Source organism: Actinoallomurus rhizosphaericola, from assembly GCF_024055675.1.
Classification (GTDB): Bacteria; Actinomycetota; Actinomycetes; order Streptosporangiales; family Streptosporangiaceae; genus Actinoallomurus; species Actinoallomurus soli.
This window is the reverse complement of sequence record NZ_JAMXMW010000028.1, coordinates 53,238-70,608: the sequence shown is the minus strand read 5'-3', so window position 1 is coordinate 70,608 and position 17,371 is coordinate 53,238. Positions and strand designations below refer to the sequence as shown.

17 protein-coding genes are annotated in these 17,371 nt (G+C 72.4%); 1 reads left to right on the top strand and 16 read right to left on the bottom strand.

Annotated elements, in window-relative coordinates; translation table 11 throughout:
• Positions 1-91: 91 nt before the first annotated feature.
• From NE234_RS40360 to NE234_RS40300, 13 genes are all read right to left on the bottom strand, one after another.
• Positions 92-1,333, bottom strand: a complete 1,242-nt coding sequence (locus tag NE234_RS40360; protein WP_252786435.1) for a hypothetical protein — start codon at positions 1,331-1,333, stop codon at positions 92-94.
• Entirely contained in the window at positions 1,326-2,111 is a 786-nt protein-coding gene (locus NE234_RS40355; protein WP_252786434.1) for a hypothetical protein, read from the bottom strand. Before NE234_RS40355 ends, NE234_RS40360 begins: the two co-directional genes overlap by 8 nt.
• Before the next feature lie 150 nt (positions 2,112-2,261).
• Positions 2,262-3,578, bottom strand: a complete 1,317-nt coding sequence (gene lgt, locus NE234_RS40350) for a prolipoprotein diacylglyceryl transferase (protein ID WP_252786433.1) — start codon at positions 3,576-3,578, stop codon at positions 2,262-2,264.
• Between the two features lie 270 nt (positions 3,579-3,848).
• Entirely contained in the window at positions 3,849-4,697 is an 849-nt protein-coding gene (locus NE234_RS40345; RefSeq protein WP_252786432.1) for a DsbA family protein, read from the bottom strand.
• Positions 4,698-4,744: 47 nt separating this feature from the next.
• Positions 4,745-5,428, bottom strand: coding sequence for a MauE/DoxX family redox-associated membrane protein (locus tag NE234_RS40340; RefSeq protein WP_252786431.1), 684 nt, complete (start codon positions 5,426-5,428; stop codon positions 4,745-4,747).
• Positions 5,429-5,544: 116 nt separating this feature from the next.
• Complete coding sequence (gene trpA, locus NE234_RS40335) at positions 5,545-6,375, bottom strand: tryptophan synthase subunit alpha (RefSeq protein ID WP_252786430.1); 831 nt, start codon at positions 6,373-6,375, stop codon at positions 5,545-5,547.
• 23 nt (positions 6,376-6,398) lie between these two features.
• Positions 6,399-7,628: a tryptophan synthase subunit beta gene (trpB, locus tag NE234_RS40330; protein WP_252786429.1), complete on the bottom strand. Its 1,230-nt coding sequence runs from the start codon at positions 7,626-7,628 to the stop codon at positions 6,399-6,401.
• 111 nt (positions 7,629-7,739) lie between these two features.
• Positions 7,740-8,546 carry an indole-3-glycerol phosphate synthase TrpC gene (gene trpC, locus NE234_RS40325; protein WP_252786428.1) on the bottom strand — a complete coding sequence of 269 codons (807 nt, stop codon included), beginning with the start codon at positions 8,544-8,546 and terminating at the stop codon, positions 7,740-7,742.
• 223 nt (positions 8,547-8,769) lie between these two features.
• Positions 8,770-9,213 (bottom strand): DUF2752 domain-containing protein, encoded by a 444-nt coding sequence (locus tag NE234_RS40320; protein WP_252786427.1) that lies wholly within the window; start codon positions 9,211-9,213, stop codon positions 8,770-8,772.
• Between the two features lie 202 nt (positions 9,214-9,415).
• Entirely contained in the window at positions 9,416-10,165 is a 750-nt protein-coding gene (locus NE234_RS45690; protein ID WP_308206992.1) for a response regulator transcription factor, read from the bottom strand.
• On the bottom strand, positions 10,166-10,753 hold the full coding sequence (locus tag NE234_RS40310; RefSeq protein WP_252786426.1) for a Trp biosynthesis-associated membrane protein: 588 nt from the start codon (positions 10,751-10,753) through the stop codon (positions 10,166-10,168).
• Complete coding sequence (hisI, locus tag NE234_RS40305; protein ID WP_252786425.1) at positions 10,750-11,118, bottom strand: phosphoribosyl-AMP cyclohydrolase; 369 nt, start codon at positions 11,116-11,118, stop codon at positions 10,750-10,752. The genes NE234_RS40310 and hisI overlap by 4 nt, the downstream gene beginning before the upstream one ends.
• A 9-nt stretch (positions 11,119-11,127) precedes the next feature.
• Positions 11,128-12,594: an MDR family MFS transporter gene (locus NE234_RS40300; RefSeq protein ID WP_252786424.1), complete on the bottom strand. Its 1,467-nt coding sequence runs from the start codon at positions 12,592-12,594 to the stop codon at positions 11,128-11,130.
• Between the two features lie 120 nt (positions 12,595-12,714).
• Here NE234_RS40300 and NE234_RS40295 point away from each other — a divergent pair, with 120 nt between their 5' ends.
• On the top strand, positions 12,715-13,266 hold the full coding sequence (locus NE234_RS40295) for a PadR family transcriptional regulator (RefSeq protein ID WP_252786423.1): 552 nt from the start codon (positions 12,715-12,717) through the stop codon (positions 13,264-13,266).
• Between the two features lie 16 nt (positions 13,267-13,282).
• On the opposite strand, the gene NE234_RS40290 is transcribed toward NE234_RS40295, so the two are convergent.
• The 3 genes from NE234_RS40290 to NE234_RS40280 all read right to left on the bottom strand — a co-directional run bounded on the left by NE234_RS40290 (position 13,283) and on the right by NE234_RS40280 (position 17,342).
• Positions 13,283-13,486, bottom strand: coding sequence for a cold-shock protein (locus NE234_RS40290; RefSeq protein WP_252786422.1), 204 nt, complete (start codon positions 13,484-13,486; stop codon positions 13,283-13,285).
• 287 nt (positions 13,487-13,773) lie between these two features.
• Complete coding sequence (locus NE234_RS40285) at positions 13,774-15,549, bottom strand: ABC transporter ATP-binding protein (RefSeq protein WP_252786421.1); 1,776 nt, start codon at positions 15,547-15,549, stop codon at positions 13,774-13,776.
• Entirely contained in the window at positions 15,546-17,342 is a 1,797-nt protein-coding gene (locus NE234_RS40280) for an ABC transporter ATP-binding protein (RefSeq protein ID WP_252786420.1), read from the bottom strand. Before NE234_RS40280 ends, NE234_RS40285 begins: the two co-directional genes overlap by 4 nt.
• Between the last annotated feature and the right edge of the window lie 29 nt (positions 17,343-17,371).

The window sequence follows — 17,371 nt, the reverse complement described above, 5'->3', positions numbered from 1 at the left end:
CGCGCCGACGAGGGGCAGCGGGCCGGTGGCGAGGAGCGGGGGCCGGCGAGGAGCGGCGGATCGGGCGGCGGCCGGTGCTGACCGGTCCGCGTCAGCCCTGCCCGCCCTTGTCGGCGACGCGCTGGACGATGGCGGGCGGAGGGCCGATCGTGACGAGCAGCGACACCAGCTTCGGGTCGGTCTCACTGCCCGAACCGTCCGCGCGCCGGACCCAGGTGATCACCGCGTAGTGGCCCATCGCCACCCCGCGCGCCGTGCTGAAGCCCTGACCGTACGCCGCGTCGTCGTCGCCCAGCGGGCGCACGAACCCGTCGCCGGACCGCGGGTCGGCCGCCGCGACGAGCTTGTCGGCGGCCGTCGAGTCCGCCAGGTTGAAGATCGCGACCAGAGCCGAGAAGCCCTTGTCCCCGTACGCGCCGCGCGTCACCTGCGTGCAGCCCGACTGCTGCAGGAGCTGGGCGAACGGCTGTCCCCACACGGCGTCGGCGCACCGGGCGTCCAGCTTGGACGCCGTCAGCCTCAAGGACGCCTTGGCATCCCGGTCCGAGATGGTCTTCTTGTCGAAGACCTCGTTCGCGGTCAGGGGGCGGGGGTCGGCGGTGCGCTTGGCGATCGGCGCGAACACCGAGGTCGTGGAGGCCGCGGAGTAGGTCGAGGGCAGCGGGCCGCCGGCGGGCGCCGCGGCCGGCTGCCGCTCGGACGGCTTCCGATCGTCGTGGGTCAGCACCACCAGGCCCGCGATGGCGATGAGCGCCACGACGAGGACGACCCCGGCCGCGGCGAAGTACGCGACCGGCGGCAGGGCGCCGGGGCCCTTCTCACCGCGCGCGGGCCGGGCCGGGAGCTTGATCGCGGGGAGCCGGAGCGACCGGCGCGACGGTCGCGGCGTCTCCGCCTCCGGATCACGCTCCCCCTCCCCGCCGGGCGGCCGCCCGCCGTTCCACGCGGCAGGCTCCTGCCCCTCCCACGCGGGAGGCGCCGGGACGTTCGGCCCGGACGGCGGCGGCCCGTCCCACGCGGGAGACCCTGAGCCGCTCGGCCCGGACGGCGGCCCCTCCCAGGTGGGGGGCTGCCCGCCGTTCCAGGCCGGCTGGGGCGCCTCCCCGGCCGGGGGGCGTCCGTGATCCCACGCGGGCGGCTGCTGCGCGTCCGGCGGCGGAGCGTGCCCGCCGTTCCAGGCCGGAGGCGACCCGGCGCCCCACGGCCCGGACGGCGCGGACGGCGCGCCGTATCCGCCGGGCGGCGGTGAGGGCTCTCCCTCGGGGAGCGGCGGGGCGTCCTGGTCCGCGGGGTCGGCGGGCGACGCCGGCCGGCGGCGTGGCCGCCTATTCACCGGCGAGGACGAGTCGTTCCCAGACGAAGTCGTCGGCCCGCTCGATGGCGATACTGGCGTCCAGGAGTTCGTTCATCGTCTGCGGCTGGGCACCGCCGGCCTTCTCCACCCAGCTGATGACCACGTAGTGGCCGTACGCCTGGCTGTAGGCGGCGTTGAAGCCGCCGGTGAAGTTCGTCGATCCCTTCACCGTGAACGGTGAGACGAAGCCCGCGCCGCTGTCGGGGTCCAGGTCGCGGACGATCTGCTCGGCGCCCTGCAGGCTCGCGAGGTTGATCGCGATGAACTGGCCGACGTACTGCTTGTCGTTGCTGACGTACGCGCCGCGGGCGACCTGGGTGCAGCCGTACTTCGCCAGGTCGCCCTGGAACTCCTGGCCCCAGGTGACGGCCTTGCAGTCTCCGGCGAGATCCGCCCCGGCGAGCGTGAAGGTGTACTTGCCGTGGGTGACCGTCTTGTCGTCGTCGCCGAACACCTCGTTCTTGTTCAGCGGGCGCTTGTCCTTGGTGCGGTCGGCCAGCTTCTTCACCTGCGGGTTCGCCGGGGTGTTGACGTACACCTTGGGCAGCACCCGCACCGCGGCGGCGGCCTGCGGCTTCTTGTCGCCGCCACCGCCCATCGCCACGACCGCGACGACGGCGACGATGACGAGCACGGCCACCGCGGCGCCGCCGATGATCAGGAGGTTCCGCTTTGACCCCCCCTCGGAGCCCTGTGCGGCGCGGCGTCCCCGGGACGGCCGACCTTGCTCGCGGTCCTCGTAACCCATCTCGCTCACGAGGCGTGAGCTTAGCGAACCTCCATCGCCGAGATGTCCATATCGCCGTTCTGCCCTAGTTTGCGGCGCTTTTTGTGGCGTAGCCCACGGGCCGATCCGGGGCACACTCCACGGGCCGACGGGCGTCCGCCGGCCCTGCGGAGCGAACGATCAGGTCGGGCGGGCCGCCGACGGCCGTCCGGCCGGGTCGGCCTGCGCCGGCGCGGTCTCCTGGGAGACCTCTTCGGCGTCGGCTTCGGCGTCGGACGTTCGGGCGTCCGCCGTCTCGTCCTTGTCCGCTGCGGCCGATTCGCCGGTCGCCGTGGCGGGCGCGACCTCCGTACGGTCGTCGTCCGCGGGCTCACCGCCCTCGGCCTCGGCGTCTGCCGCCTCGGCGGACCCGGCGTCCTTCGCCTCGGGCGGCGTCGCGTCGGCTTCGGCGGCCGTCGTGTCCTCCGGGTCGGCGGCCTCCGCGTCGGCCACGGCGGGCGCGGCAGCCGCCGGCTCCGGCTCCGGCTCGGGCTCGGATCCGGGCTCCAGGACCGCTTCGGAGTCTGCGGGCTCCGCGATGGCGGTGGTCGTGGTGGCCGTCGCCGTGTCGCCGTCCGCGGTGGCGGGTTCGGCCGGGTCCGCGACGGCTTCGCCGGCGTCGCTCACCGTGCCCAGGGCGCCCGGCGGGTTCTCGGTCCGGTGCCGCTGGAGGTACATGTAGGCCACCGCGCCGAGGAACACGATCAGGCAGGTCCAGTCGTTGAGCCGCAGGCCCAGGATGTGGTGCGCCTCGTCGATGCGCAGCCATTCGATCCAGGCCCGGCCGACGGTGTAGGCGGCGACGTACAGCGCGAACGTGCGGCCGTACGCCAGCCGGAACCGCTTCTCCGCCCAGATGACCAGGATGGCCACCCCGATGCACCAGAGGCACTCGTAGAGGAAGGTGGGCTGGTAGGTGGCGATGTCGGCGTACTTCGCGTCCGGCGGGCGGTGCGCGGGGTCGATCTTCACCGCCCAGGGCAGCTTGCTCGGACGGCCGTACAGCTCCTGGTTGAACCAGTTGCCCCAGCGCCCCATCGCCTGCGCGAGGGCGATGCCCGGCGCGGCGGCGTCGGCGAACACGCGCAGCGAGATGCCGCGGCGGCGACAGCCGATGTAGGCACCGAGGGCGCCGAGCGCGATCGCCCCCCAGATGCCCAGCCCGCCGTTCCAGACCTTCAGGGCGTCGACCGGATGACGCCCGTGCCCGAAGTACAGCTGGTGATCGGTGATCACGTGGTAGAGACGGCCGCCGACCAGGCCGAACGGCACCGCCCAGACCGCGATGTCCAGGACCGTGCCCGCCGTGCCGCCGCGCGCCGCCCAGCGCCGGTCCCCGAGCCAGACGGCGATGATCACCCCAATGATGATCATCAGGGCGTATCCGCGCAGGGGCAGAGGGCCCAGATGAATGCTCCCCTGCGACGGGCTGGGGATGAAGGCGAGCGGCTGCTGCATGGGAAGTGAGATTACCGTCTGACGGACGCGCGGAGGCGCGGCGACGGTGAAGATCGGGCGTCGAATGCGCGGCGCACCGCATGCTCGGTGACCGCGGGCCACGGTGGAGTCGGAGTCCGCCCATCGGCGACCCCGAGGACACTTTGGGCGATCCGGTGGTGGCCGGGAACGCACGAAGGGGCCGCGACCGGTGGTCGCGGCCCCTCGTCCGTCCGGCCGTTCGCGACGGCCGTCGGCGGGCGGCGCGATGGTGGGCGCCGCCCGCGACCGTCACTTGGCGGGCTTGCTCGGCGTGGCCGACGCCGACGGGCTCGCCGAACCGCTCGGCGTGGCCGACGCCGCCGGGCTCGGCGTGGCGTCGACGGGCTTGGCGGCCAGGACGGCCTTCTCCAGCGCGGACGGCTTGAGCAGGACGTTGGTCAGGTCCAGCGACTGACCGTCGAGGAAGACGGTCGGCGTGCCGCTGACCTTGCGGGTCTGCTCGGCGTAGGTCGTCATCGCGTCGACCTGACTCTGCTTCTGCAGACCCTTGACGCACTGCTCGAAGGCCGGCGTGTCGAAGCCGAGCTTGTTGGCCCAGCCGATGAGGTCCTTGTTGGAGAAGCCGTTCGAGCCCTCGGCCGGCTGGTTCTTGTAGATCATGTCGTGGTACTGGACCCACTTGTCCGCCGGAGCGCACAGCGCCGCGTTGGCCGCCCGCTGGGAGTTGCCGCGGATCGGCTCCGACTGCTGCTTGAACAGCCAGAACGGGTAGTAGATGACGTTGACCTTGCCCTCGGCCGCGAGCTTCTTGACCGTGTTGCCGCTGGTGTTCTCCATCTCATGGCAGATGGGGCACTGGAAGTCCTCGAACATCTCCAGCTTGGGCGCCTTGACGCCGGGCTTGCCCATCAGGATCCCGCCGTCGGCCAGGCGGGTCGCCGGCGCGATCGCACCGCTGTAGGTGTTCCTGTTGTTCCTGTTCACCAGGTACACGGTGAGGATCACGGCCAGCGCCACGATGGCGAGAGCGCTGATGGCGATGGTCAGGGCGCGCATCCGCTGCTGCTTCTGCGCTTGGCGCTTGCGCTCCTCTGCCAGCCGCTCGCGGGCCGACCGCTGTCGAGCGGCCTTACTCATCTGGTCTCCTAGTCGAATATCCGGTCAGCGCTCGAACCGTCCGACGCTCAGGCGTACATCCCGAGCACCCGGTCGAGCGCGAATTTGCCGCGCGGGTACAACATCAGCCAGGCGGCGAGAACGAGGAAGCCGAGGTCTCTGAAGACCTCTCTAAGGTAGTGGGTCTGGCCCTTGGCCACCGTGCCGCCGCCCCCGAAACAGCCACAGTCGATGGAAAGCCCACGTGCGGCCACCGAGATGATCCCGGCGATGAAGACGACGAACAGCAGACCCACGCAGATCGCCATGACCCGCGTGGCGAAGCCGAGCAGGATCATCACGGCGAGGACCATCTCCAGCACCGGCAGGCCGAGGGCGACCGGGGTCACCGCGCCCTGCGGCAGGATCCGGTACGCGGACACCGCCGTCTTCTGCAGCGCTGCGGGCTCGGTGAACTTCGCGTACCCGGCGGTGCCGAGGATACCCGCGAGCAGGACCCGCACGACGAGCGTGATCCAGTGCTGGTAGCGCTCGGGCACGGCCGGAACGCGGATCCGTCCGGCCAGGCCGGTCCGGCCCTGGTCGACGTCGGCCTTCCCGCGGGCGGGGCCGGTCCTGGTGTCGGTGGCGCGCGTCTTCCCGCCGCCTGATCCGCCCTTGCCGCGTCCGGGCGGGGTCTTTCCGCCCGCGGGCCCGGACGCCCGTTTGGTGGCCTTGGTCCTACGCCCTGCGGAGTCAGCCTTGGTAGCCACTGTCGTTCCTCACCCTGGTCATGATCCCGGCGCGCGCCAGCATAGGCGACGGGAATGTAAGGACGCCGTCAAAGCACGAGGTAGATCCTGTCACCTCCGGGCCGAGCGCGGACCTTTTATCGCCGCACGCCCTCGGCGAGTTCGGCCGTGAGGCGGCGTACGGCGTCGAGCCCGGCGTCGAGCGACGGCGCGTCGAGCAGCCGGCGGATGAACGCCGAGCCGACGATCACACCGTCGGCGAAGCCCGCGACCTCCGCGGCCTGCTCGCCGTTGCTGACGCCGAGGCCGAGCCCGACGGGCAGCGAGGACGGCTGCGTCATCGCCTTGCGGGTGCGCTCGACCAGGTGCGCGGCGCCGGTGTCGACGGCGGAGCGCGCCCCGGTCACGCCCATGAGGGAGGCGGCGTACACGAAGCCGCGGCACAGAGCGGTGATCTTGGCCAGGCGCTCGTCGGTGGAGCTGAGCGCGACGAGGAACACCCGGTCCAGGTCGTACGCGTCGGAGGCGGCCAGCCACGGCTCGGCCTCCTCCGGCGTCAGGTCCGGGGTGATCAGGCCGCAGCCGCCCGCCGAGGACAGGTCGCGGGCGAAGGCGTCCACGCCGTACCGGTCGACGGGGTTCCAGTAGGTCATGACGAGGGTGCGCACCCCGGTGGCGGCGACCGCCTCGACCGTGCGGAACACGTCGGCGACCCGGATGCCGCCGGTCAGCGCCTGGTGGACGGCGTCCTGGATGGTGGGGCCGTCCATGAGCGGGTCGGTGTACGGCAGGCCGATCTCGATGACGTCGCAGCCCGCCTCGACCATCGTCTTCGCGGCGGTGACGGCGCCCTCGTACGAGGGGAACCCCGCCGGGAGGTACCCGACCAGCGCGGCGCGTCCCTCCGCCTTTGCCTGCTCGAACGCCGTCGCGACGGTGCGCGCCGGTGCGCCCTCGGTCCGCTCCATGCTCTCGCTCCCGCTCCGCTCAGTCATGCGCCCGCCGGCCCTTCGCCCTCGACCAGCCCGAACCATTCGGCGGCCGTGTGCATGTCCTTGTCGCCCCGGCCGGACAGGCAGACCACGATCGTGGCGTCCGGGCCGAGCTCGCGGCCGACGCGCAGCGCGCCGGCCAGCGCGTGCGCGGACTCGATGGCGGGGATGATGCCCTCGGTGCGACACAGGAGCGCGAAGGCGTCCATGGCCTCGGCGTCGGTGACGGCCTCGTAGGTGGCGCGGCCGCTGTCGTGCAGCCAGGAGTGCTCGGGGCCGACACCGGGATAGTCGAGCCCGGCCGACACCGAGTGGGTCTCCAGGGTCTGGCCGTCCTCGTCCTGCAGCAGGTAGGTGCGCATGCCGTGGATGACCCCGAGGGAGCCGCCGACGAGGGTGGCGGCGTGCTTGCCGCTCTCGACGCCGGAGCCGCCGGCCTCGAAGCCGTACAGCCGGACGCCCTCGTCGGGGACGAACGCGTGGAAGGCGCCGATGGCGTTCGACCCGCCGCCCACGCAGGCGACGACCGCGTCGGGCAGTCGCCCGGTCAGCTCGAGGACCTGCTCGCGGGCCTCGACGCCGATGATCCGCTGGAAGTCGCGGACCATCATCGGGAACGGGTGCGGGCCCATGACGGAGCCGATGCAGTAGTGCGTGTCGTCGACGGTCGCCACCCAGTCGCGGAACGCCTCGTTGCAGGCGTCCTTGAGGGTGCGGCTGCCGGTCGTGACCGGGACCACCTCGGCGCCGAGCATCCGCATCCGGGCGACGTTGAGCGCCTGGCGGACGGTGTCGACCTCGCCCATGTAGACGACGCACTCGAGACCGAGCAGGGCCGCGGCGGTCGCGGTGGCGACGCCGTGCTGGCCGGCTCCGGTCTCGGCGATGATCCGGGTCTTGCCCATGCGCCGGGTGAGCAGCGCCTGCCCCAGCACGTTATTGATCTTGTGCGAGCCGGTGTGGTTGAGGTCCTCGCGCTTGAGGAGGATCCGGGCGCCGCCCGCCTCCGCGCCGAAGCGCTTCGCCTCGGTGAGCAGGCTGGGCCGCCCGGCGTAGGTCGCCAGCAGGTGGTCCAGTTCGGCCCGGAAGGCGGGGTCCGCCATGGCGGTCTCGTACGAGGTCGTGAGCTCGTCGAGCGCGGCCATGAGCGCCTCGGGCGCGAACCGCCCGCCGAAGGGGCCGAAGTGCCCGGTCAGGTCGGGAAGAGAGCGTGCGGCATCGATGGTCATCGCAGTGGTCCTGTCGCAGTCGGTTAGGGCCGGATCCGGTCAACTGAGGTGCGGATTCAGGCCCGCCATCGCTCGCGAAGGATCATGCGCATAGCTTACTTGCTCCGCCGCCTACTTGCCTTGGCGAAGCGCCGGGTGCGCCCCGGCCGCGACCAGGTCGGACACCGCCGAGCGCGGGTCCTTGCCGATGACCAGGCTCTCCCCCACCAGGACCGCGTCGGCGCCGGACGAGGCGTACGCGAGCAGGTCGTGCGGCCCGCGCACGCCGGACTCGGCGATCCGCACGATGCCGTCGGGGATCTGCGGCGCGATCCGGGCGAAGACGCCGCGGTCGACGCGCAGCGTGGTCAGGTCGCGGGCGTTGACCCCGATGACCTTCGCGCCCGCGTCCAGCGCGCGGCCCAGCTCCTCCTCGGTGTGCACCTCGACGAGCGGGGTGAGCCCGATCGACTCGGCCCGCTCGATCAGGGAGACCAGGGCCTGCTGCTCGAGCGCGGCCACGATCAGCAGCACCAGGTCGGCGCCGTACGCCCGCGCCTCCCACAGCTGGTAGGAGGAGACGACGAAGTCCTTGCGCAGGACGGGGATGTCGACGCGGTTGCGCACCGCGGCCAGGTCGTCGATGCTGCCGCCGAAACGGCGGCGCTCGGTCAGCACGCTGATCACGGCGGCGCCGCCGGCCTCGTAGTCGGCGGCGAGCGCGGCCGGGTCGGCGATCGCCGCCAGCGCGCCCTTCGAGGGGCTGCACCGCTTGACCTCGGCGATCACCGCGACGCCCTGGCCGCGCAGCGCGCCGATCGCGTTGCGCGGTGACGGGGCGTGGGTCGCCATCTGCTTGAGCGCGTCGAGCGACACGGCCGCCTGCCGCTCCGCAAGATCCGCCCGGACGCCGTCCAGGATCTCGTCGAGCACGCTCACGAGCCCACCTTCCCCGCACTCATCGGAGGCCTTCGCAGCGCCGCCTCGCCGAACCGGTCGCCCACATGCCCTCCCCGCTGATCGCTCGCCGGATGTCCGCACCGTCCCCGCACCGAGCCCTGCCTCGCGAGCTCGCCCACGAAAACGGTCCCCCCTTGCCGGACGGTCGTGTGTGTCTCGATCGTAGCCCCGCCGGTCCGATGCGCCTTGCGGGGGTGGGAAATCACGGGGCCAGAGCACGTCCGATCGGGAGATTCCGGACAACCCAGAAAAGCAGGATGACCGCCGTGAATCCGACGATCACGGCTGGCTGGAGGATCCGGGACCGCACCGGCCGCCCCTTCCGCGCCGCCCACACCCATCTGACCCACAGGTAAGCCAGGAATGGCAGTGTGGCGAAGGCCAGCGGGTTACGGCCGAACGCCTCGGCGAGATGACCGTGGCCGATGGCGTGGATCATGCGCAGCGACCCGCAGCCGGGGCAGTAGTACCCCGTCAGGGCGAGGAACGGGCAGGTCGGGTAGTGCCCCGGGTGGTTCGGGTCGACCGCCGAGACGTAGCAGGCCGCGCCGAGCACGGCGGCGAGCACGGCGTACGGCGTCCAGCGCGCCCTCCGGCGCCCCACACTCCGCGGCATCGGCCGGGTTCCGGTCTGTCCCGCTGTCACGCTCCCAGCGTACGGCGCACCGGTCCGGCGACTCGGGACTCCGCCCCACCCGACCGAGGTGACGGCCGGCGACCCGTGACTCCGGCGCACCCGGCCGCAGGGGCGGCGGCCGGCGGCGGCACGACGCGCGACTCCGGCGCACCCAGGCGCAGGGGCGGCGGCCGACGGCCGCGGCGGCGCGTCCGCCGACAGAGACGGCGGATCAGCGGTCGGCGACGTAGCCGACGCCGCGTACGGTGCGCAGCGGGCTGCCGGCGCCCAGCTTGGCGCGCAGCTGCGCGATGTGGACGTCGACGGTGCGGACGCCCGCGGCCTCGGTGTCCCCCCACACGGCCACGAGCAGCTGGTCACGGGCGAACACCCGCCCCGGGTGGCTCATCAGGAACGCCAGCAGGTCGAACTCCATGACGGTCAGCGCCTTCGGCACCCCCGCGACGGTGACGGAACGGGTACGCGCGTCGAGCACGACGGCGCCGGCTCGCAGCACGTCCTGGCGCGGCGCGGCGACCTGGTGACCCCGCAGGGCACGTCCGAGCGTCGCGAGGAGCACCCGCGGGCTGAACGGGCGCGGCACGGTGGGCCCGGCGGGCGCCGTCATGCCGGGCGGCACCACGGACACGACGACCGCGGGACCGGCGGCCTCCGTGACCTCGCGGTGCACGCCCGTGGTCAGGTCGAGGACGATCGCGTCGGGGCGGAGGGTGCGCGCGAGCCCGGCGGCCGCCTTCGGGTCGGTGACGAGCCGGGCGCGGTACCCCTCGCGGGTGAGGTAGAGCCGGATGAGGTCGGCGACACCCGGGTCGTGCTCCACCACGAGCACGGTGGCCCGGCCCGGCGCGTCCGCCCGGGAACGCGGTGAGCGGGCACCCGGCGCGGCCGGCCGGGATCGTGGTGAGCGGGCACCCGGCGCGTCGTCCTCCCCTGCCGGTCGGGACGGCGCGCGCCCGCTCACTCAGTGCTCCTGGAGCTCGTCGCTGGTGGGGTCGTCGCCTCGGTCGAGCGACTTCCACAGCGAGGCGGGATCGTCGCCGGCGCGGGACGCGGTGCCCGGGCGGTCGTAGCGGGCGGACATGCCGGGCCAGCGCCGGCCGCGTACGACGGTGAGCAGACCGGCGGCGGCCAGCAGGATCCCGCCGGCCATCGAGACGATCCACCAGCCGCCCACGTGCACGGACAGGTCACCGGTCAGCCGGGTGAGGTTGGTCCGGTCGGCGGCGGCCGACACGACCCGCGCGTGGCGGACGGCCAGCGGTGACAGCACGGCCACGAGCACGCCGAAGACGGTCAGCAGCACGCCGACGGCCGTCCGCGCCCAGCCGCGCGTGGCGAGCAGCGCGGCGATCCCGGCCAGCCCCGCCAGGCCGAGCGCGGCGATGCCGCCGCTCAGCGACCTCCCGGTGAGGTGCTGGAGCGACGGCATGAGCTGCGGGCCGCCGCGCACGGTGACGGTCGCCCAGGTCCGGCCGGTGAACCCGGCGGCGAGCGCCGCGCCCGCCACGCCGAGCAGCGCGGCGGCGGCGAGTTCGCGGCGGTGTGTCACTGGGGACGCTCTCCCACGACGGCGTCGAGGCGATCGGCGTCCCAGCAGGTGCGGTCACCGGTGTGGCAGGCGGCTCCGACCTGGTCGACCTTGACCAGGATGGCGTCGCCGTCGCAGTCGAGGGCGACCTCCTTGACCCACTGCTGGTGGCCGGAGGACTCCCCCTTCACCCAGTACTCCTTGCGGCTGCGCGACCAGTAGGTGGCGCGGCCGGTGGTCAGCGTGCGGTGCAGGGCCTCGTCGTCCATCCAGGCCAGCATGAGCACCTCGCCCGTGTCGTACTGCTGGGCGATGGCCGGGACGAGCCCGTCTTCGGTTCGTTTGAGACGGTCGGCGATCTTGGGGTCCAAGGACATGACATCCATTGTGCCGCCTCACTCGGCCACAGGCGCGGACGGGGCGAGGCGCCGCAGCGGTGACTCGGGCATCAGGGCGAAGACCACCAGCGCGATGGCGGCGCCGGCGGTGCCGAGCCACGGGATGACGGTCGCCGTCGCGGACGCCGACGCGGCGGTCAGGCCGTGCGCGGGGGCGGCGGCGCGTACGTGGGAGGCGTACGCGGTGCCGGCGATCGCCAGGGCGACCGACCCGCCGACCTGGCGGAAGAAGGTGATCTTGCTGGTGGCGGTGCCGATGTGCTCGGGTTCGACGGCGTTCTGGACGGCGATCGTGAGGCCGGACAGCATCGGGCCGATGCCGAGCCCGATCAGCGCCATCCAGCCCGCCAGGGCCCAGACGCCGGTGTGGACGCCGATGCCCGCGCACAGCAGCGACCCGGCGGCCAGCAGCGCGGGCGCCGCGACCAGCCACGGCTTGTAGCGCCGGGTCCGGCTGATCAGCGCGCCGGTGACGAAGCTGCCGGCCAGCATGCCGAGCATCAGCGGGTACACCTTCAGCCCGGAGGTGGAGGCGCTGTCGCCGTGGACCTCCTGGAAGTAGCGCGGCAGGAAGATGATGGCCGCGTACATCCCGAAGGCCGTGAAGAACGATCCGACGTTGGCCGCGGTGTAGGTGCGGTTGCGGAACAGCCCGAGCGGAACGATCGGCTCGGCGGCCCGCCGCTCGACGAGGACGAACCCGGCGAGCAGCGCCAGTGAGGCCGCGATCGGGGCGGCGACGGTCCCGCTCGTCCACGCGTGGGTCGCTCCGCCGGCCGTCGTGCGGCCCTTCTCGGTCAGGCCGAACAGCAGCAGCCCGATGGCGGCCGCGAACACCGCGATGCCGAGGTAGTCCGGCCGGGCCGGGACCCGCTCGCGCCGCACATGGGGCAGGCGGAGGGCGATCACCGCGAGGACGACCACGCCGACCGGCAGGTTGACCAGGAAGACCCAGCGCCAGTTCGCCTGCTCGGTGAGCAGGCCGCCGAGGTAGGGGCCGGCGACGTAGCTGAGCGCCATGACGCCGCCGACCGCGCCCTGGATGCGCCCGGAGTTCTCCGGCGGGAACAGGTCGGCGACCAGCGCGAGGGACAGCGGGATGAGCGCACCGGCGCCGAGACCCTGGAGGGCGCGGAAGGCGATGAGCTCGGGCATGTTCTGCGCGACGGCGCACAGCGCGGAGCCGATGAGGAAGACCGTCACCCCGATGAGCAGGAGCGGCTTGCGGCCGTGCACGTCCGACAGCCGCCCGTACAGCGGCACGGTGATGGTCGAGGTCAGCAGGTAGGCCGTCACGACCCAGGTGTAGAGGTCCTCGCCGCGCAGGTCCTGGACGATCCGCGGCAGCGAGGTGCCGACGATCGTCTGGTCGAGCATCGCGAGGAACATGCCGCCGAGGACGGCGACGATCAGCAGGCCCGTCTTGGGCCGGCGCGCCGCCTCGGGCGGCGCGGTGCTCGTCATGGCCGACATCCCGATCCCTTCTCAGGTTTCAATCAACGCGTCGATCGCAACATGTAAGAGCCGACATGTCAACTCTGACATCGCTGCCTCGACATGTCACGGCATAGCTATGCTGGTGGGATGTCACTGCGCGCAGCACTGCTGGCACTGATCGAGGTGGCGGGGCCGTCGAGCGGCTACGACCTGACCAAGCGGTTCGAGGGGTCGCTCGCCCACGTCTGGCAGGCGAGCCACAGCCAGATCTATCCCGAGCTGAACCGCATGGCGGCGGACGGACTGCTCGAGGTGGAGGCGGAGGGCCCGCGCGGCCGTAAGACCTACTCCATCACCGCGGCCGGCGAGGCGGAACTACACCAGTGGCTGACCGAGACCAAGCCCGAACAGCGGGTGCGCAGCGAGGAGGCGCTCCGGGCCTTCCTGATCCCCCTGCTGCCCCGGAAGGAGGCCCTGGACCTCGTCAGAGAGGAACTGCGCCACGTCGAGGCCCGGCGGGCGGAACTCGAAACGCTATGCGAGCACGCCAGCGAGTCCGATTTTGGGCGTTATGCCCTCGAACGCGGACTTCGGCAGTTGGCGGCGTCCCGCGACTGGGCACTCTGGGCGATCGACCGGCTCCAGAAAAGCGAAGAGGCCCGTACCGAAACGGCACGGACCCCGACGGGTGAACTTTGACCGAACGTTATCCGAACTACAGCGGACGGACCTGGTCCGCCTGCGGGCCGCGGTCGCCCTGGACGACCTCGAACTCCACGCGCTGATTGTCCTCGAGCGTCCGGTATCCGGAGGTGGCGATCGCCGAGTAGTGAACGAAGACGTCCGGACCACCGCCGTCAATGGCGATGAAGCCGAACCCCTTGTCGGCGTTGAACCACTTCACGGTGCCCTGGGCCATGCCTAACTCCTTGCGGGACAAACAAAACCCACAGGTTGTGGGTCACTTTATGGTTGCCGCGGGTGTGTGCAGGCCCTTGAAGAAGCAAGAACACGCCCGCCAGTCATCGGTCCGCGGGCGTCTGGCAAACGAACGTGGAACTACGACAACAACCGGTTTGAGTTTACCAAGTTCGGTGCTCTGTCACACGCCCCGGTGCGAAAGACTGTTTTCTGCCGTCGATATTCCCCGCCGTTCTCGCGGCAACCCACCTCTCACCGGCGAGAACGGCGCGGGAGTCGGGAAAATCAAATTTTCAACTGTGCTGCCCAGGACGCGTACAACTCGGCATATCGTCCCGGTTCGGCGACCAGCGCGGCGTGTGGGCCGCGTTGGACGAGATGTCCCTGATCGAACACGAGGACCTCGTCGGCCGCCTCCGCGGTGGACAGCCGGTGGGCGATCGAGACGGCCGTACGGCCGCGGGTGACGCTCTCGATGGCCCGCTGCAGGCGCACCTCCGTGGCCGGGTCGACGGCGGAGGTCGCCTCGTCCAGCACGAGCAGGTCCGGGTCGGCGAGGTACGCCCGGGCCAGCGCCACCAGCTGCCGCTCCCCCGCCGACAGCGACTCGCCGCGCTGCCCGACGGGGGTCGCCAGCCCCTCCGGCAGGCCGTCCAGCCAGTCGCCCAGCCCGAGTTCGGTCAGCACCCGGTGGATGTCCTCGTCCGAGGCCTCGGGCCGCCCGAACCGGATGTTGTCCGCCAGGGAGGCGTCGAACAGGAAGCCGTCCTGCGGGACCATGACGATCCGCTCGCGCAGCGAGGAGAACCGCACGTCGGTCAGGGGCACCCCGTCGATCAGCACCCGCCCCGACGCCGGGTCCATCATCCGGGTCAGCAGCTTGGCGAAGGTCGTCTTGCCCGAGCCCGTCTCTCCCACGACCGCGATCCGGGAGCGCGGCGCGATCCGCGTGGACACGTCGTGCAGCACGGTCGGCCCGCCGGGATAGGCGAACGACACGTCCTCGAACCGCACGTCGATCGCGCCTCGGGGCAGCTCGACCCCCGCGGGGCCCGGATCGGCCACGTCCGGCGTCATGTCCAGCACGCCGAGCACGCGCTGCCAGCCGGCGATGGCGTTCTGGGCGTCGTTGAGGACCTCGGTGGCCACCTGCAGGGGGCTGACGAACAACGTCACCAGGAACAGGAACGCCACGAGCTTCCCGGCCGTGAGGTGGCCCCCGACGCCCAGCGCCGTGCCGGCCATGACGACCCCGGCGGTCGCGATCGCCGCGGCCAGCTCGGTCGAGGGGAAGGTCAGGGCGACGAGGCTCTGCGCCCGTACCTGCGCGTCGCGGTACGCGCCCACGGACTCGTCGATCCGGCGGGCGGTCCGCTCCTCGGCTCCGTACGCGCGGATCACCGACGCGCCCACGACCGACTCGCCGACCGCCGACAGCATGTCGCCGACGCGCTCGCGCACCGCGCCGTACGCCTTCGACAGCCAGCGCTGGAAGATCCGCAGCGCGAACGCCAGCGGCGCGAAGACGGCCCAGACCAGCAGCGCGAGCGGCCAGGAGTAGACGGCCATGAGCACGGTGGCCACGACGAGCTGGCCGCCCGCGATGATGATCATCAGGCCGCCGTACTGCATGAACTGGCTCATCTGGTCGACGTCGCTGGTGACGCGGGAGACGAGCGACCCGCGCCGCTCGCCGCTCTGGGTCAGCATCGACAGGTCGTGCACGTGCCGGAACGCGCGGACGCGCAGCGCCGCCAGGCCGTTCTCGCTGGTGCGGTACAGGCGGATGTTCATCAGGTACGCGGCGACGGCCGTCATGAGGACGGCGATGGCGCACAGGATGACGGCGGTGCGGATGAAGCCGATGTCCGGCCCGCCGTGGGCGCGCAGCCCACGGTCCATGGTCTGCTGCACGGCCACCGGGACGACGATGCGCCCGCCGGTGGCGACCAGCGCGAGCAGCAGCGTGCCGGTGATGCCGCGCCGGAACTCCGGGGTCAGGGCAAGGCCGCGCCGGAGCGTGGCGAGCCCGGACCGCGGCTGGGTCTGCACGGCCGTCATGCCACGGCCTCCTCGTTCTCCTCGTCCTCATCCTCGTCCGGTACGGGCTCCTCGGCGGCACGCTCGTAGGCGGTGACGAGGTCCCGGTATCCGGCGGATCGTTCCAGCAGTTCCTTGTGCGGGCCCTGCGCGACGACGCGGCCGCGCTCGACGTAGACGACGTCGTCGGCCAGCTCGATCGTCGCCTTCCGGTAGGCCACGACCACCACGGTGGCGGCCGAGTCCCGCAGGCCGTCGAGGATGCGGGCCTCGACCTGGGGGTCGACGCTGGAGGTCGCGTCGTCGAGCACCAGGAGCCGCGGGCGGCGGATGAGGGCGCGGGCCAGCGCGAGCCGCTGCCGCTGCCCGCCGGACAGGGTGGCGCCCCGCTCCCCCACGTGGGTGTCGAGTCCGTCCGCCAGCGCGGAGACGAACCCGTCGGCCTGGGCCAGCCGCAGCGCCTCCCACACGTCCTCGTCGGAGACGTCCAGGCCGAGCGCCACGTTGCCGCGCACGGTGTCGTCGAACAGGAACGCCTGCTGCGGCACCAGCGCCGTCGTCGCCGCCAGGCCGTGCCGCTTCACGTCGCGCGCGTCGACGCCGTCGAGCAGGACCTGCCCGCCCGCCGGGTCCACGAGCCGGACGAGGAGGTTCGTGAGCGTCGACTTGCCGGAGCCGGTGGGGCCGACGACCGCGATCGTACGGCCCGGCTCGGCGGTGAAGGCGACGTCGTGCAGGACGTCGTCCTCGGTGTAGCCGAACCGCACGGCGCTTACCTCCAGCCGCGCCGGCCCCTCGCCCTCGACGGACCGGTCGCCGTACGGCAGGGAGCCGGTGGCCTCCAGGACGTTCTGCACCCGTTCCCAGCCGACGACGCTGCGCGGCACCTCGGCCAGGACCCAGCCGAGCGCCCTGATCGGGAAGGACAGCAGGGTGAACAGGTACGCGACGTGCACCAGGTCGCCCGGCGACATCGCGCCGGACCGCAGCCGGATCGATCCGACGAGCAGGACCGCGAGCACGCCGAGGTTCGGCAGGGCCTCCAGGACGGGGTCGAACAGCCCGCGCAGGCGGCCGACCGCGACGTTCGCCTCGCGCAGTTCGGCCGCGACGGCGGCGAAGCGCTCGGTCTCGTCGGCCTCGCGGCCCAGCGTCTTGACGACCAGCGCGCCCTCGAAGCTCTCGTGCGCGACCTCGCTGACGCCCGCCCGCAGGCGCTGCGCGTGCGCGGCGACCGGGGCGAGCCGCCGCTGGTAGATCACGTTCAGCCCGGCGATCGCGGGGAAGACGAGGAAGCCGACGATCGCCACGACGAGGTCGGTGGCGAGGATGGCGATCGCGGCGATGACCAGCATCAGCACGACCCCGAGCGCCATCGGCAGCGGGGCGAGCGGCGCCCAGGCGGCCTCGACGTCGGCGTTGGCGTTGGACAGGAGCCGGCCGGTGGGATGCCGCTGGTGCCAGGCCAGGGGCAACCGGAGGTACTGACGGGTGACCGCGCGCCGGTAGGCGGCCTGCATGTTGTACTGGACCATCCCGGCGTAGAGCCGCCGCCCCGCGACGCCGAGCGCCTTGAGGAGTGCCACGCCGACGATCGCCAGGCCGCCGAGGACCAGCGTGCCCGTGGTCGTACGGCCGTCGCGGAAGGCGGGCAGCACGACGTCCTGGGTGACCCTGCCGAGGACCGAGGCGCTGCCCACGGTCGTCGCCGCGTACAGCCCGCTGCTGAGCACGGCGGCGATGAGGAGACGCGGCTCGGCCCGGGCGGCGACCCACAGGACGCTTGCGCCCTTTTTCAGGATGTCCGATGTCACCTTTTGTGACAACAAAGTCCCCTCTCGTG